The sequence below is a fragment of the Bartonella sp. MM73XJBT genome (genome assembly GCF_028618465.1).
Lineage (GTDB): Bacteria > Pseudomonadota > Alphaproteobacteria > Rhizobiales > Rhizobiaceae > Bartonella.
The window spans coordinates 1-826 of record NZ_JAQISY010000121.1 but is presented as its reverse complement, the minus strand read 5'-3'; the positions used below and the strand labels follow the sequence as shown (position 1 = coordinate 826).

Here is an 826-nt window from a genome sequence, read left to right as displayed (position 1 = left end):
GACATCGACAAAAACGCCGAAATCTTTGACGACGAAGAAAACGAAGATGAGGACGAAGACAATGAGGACAATGAAAACAAGCGCGAAGATATGAAAGCCGTGCTTGAAAAAGAAAGAAAGCGCGCAAAAGCACTAACAACCCTTGAAAGGCAAGCAAAGCATTTAGGCGTTTCTTTTGACGCAGCAAAAGCTATTCAAAACGGTATGAGTCTCGAGAAAGCACGCCAGTGTGTGTTGACGGCTGCTAGCTCTCAAAGCGCGTCTTTAAAAGTCTCGCCTTATACCCCTCATAGTGATGGGACGAGCAAGGCAAAGATTCATACAAAATGGGAAGCAGCTTGGAGGGCAGTGAAATGACGAATATTATTTATGACGACGTACGCAATGGCGCTTATCTTGGACCCTACGACCCCGATATGTCAAACGAAGAAGTGGTGTTTGCATCAGGAGCATTCATTGAAGCGGGAACTGTCATGGGAAAGATAACCGCAACGGAACACTATGTCCCCCTTAATCCAGCAGCAACAGATGGCAGCCAAACACCGGCAGGGATTTCCTTTGCCACTGTTGACGCAACAGGCGCAGATCAACGCGCCGTGATTACAGCACGCTTATGCACAGTGAAAGCTTCTGAACTGCTATGGCCAGATGCCATCACAGATGAGCAAAAGAAAGCAGCCATTCAGTCTTTCGAAGACAAAAACAACATTCTATTGAGATAGGAGAATGCACACATGGATATGAATTTTTTTAAACATGATGCTTTCTCAAGCATCACAATGATGAAAGCCATTGAAAACTATGAGTTTCAACCTGGTCTTGTAAG

Annotated in this window: 2 protein-coding genes; both read left to right on the top strand. The window is 45.0% G+C overall.

The genetic code is table 11. The annotated features are described in order from the left end of the window. The coding region (locus PVV69_RS09950; protein ID WP_273757367.1) for a hypothetical protein at positions 1–357 on the top strand (357 nt) is incomplete at its 5' end. After that, positions 354–722: a head decoration protein gene (locus PVV69_RS09945; RefSeq protein ID WP_273755809.1), complete on the top strand. Its 369-nt coding sequence runs from the start codon at positions 354–356 to the stop codon at positions 720–722. The genes PVV69_RS09950 and PVV69_RS09945, both read left to right, overlap by 4 nt. Positions 723–826: the final 104 nt, after the last annotated feature.

What these genes read in the sequence shown, in the direction of transcription:
- PVV69_RS09945 (WP_273755809.1), top strand. Translation starts at nt 354, where the DNA reads ATGACGAATATTATTTATGACGACGTACGCAATGGCGCTTATCTTGGA.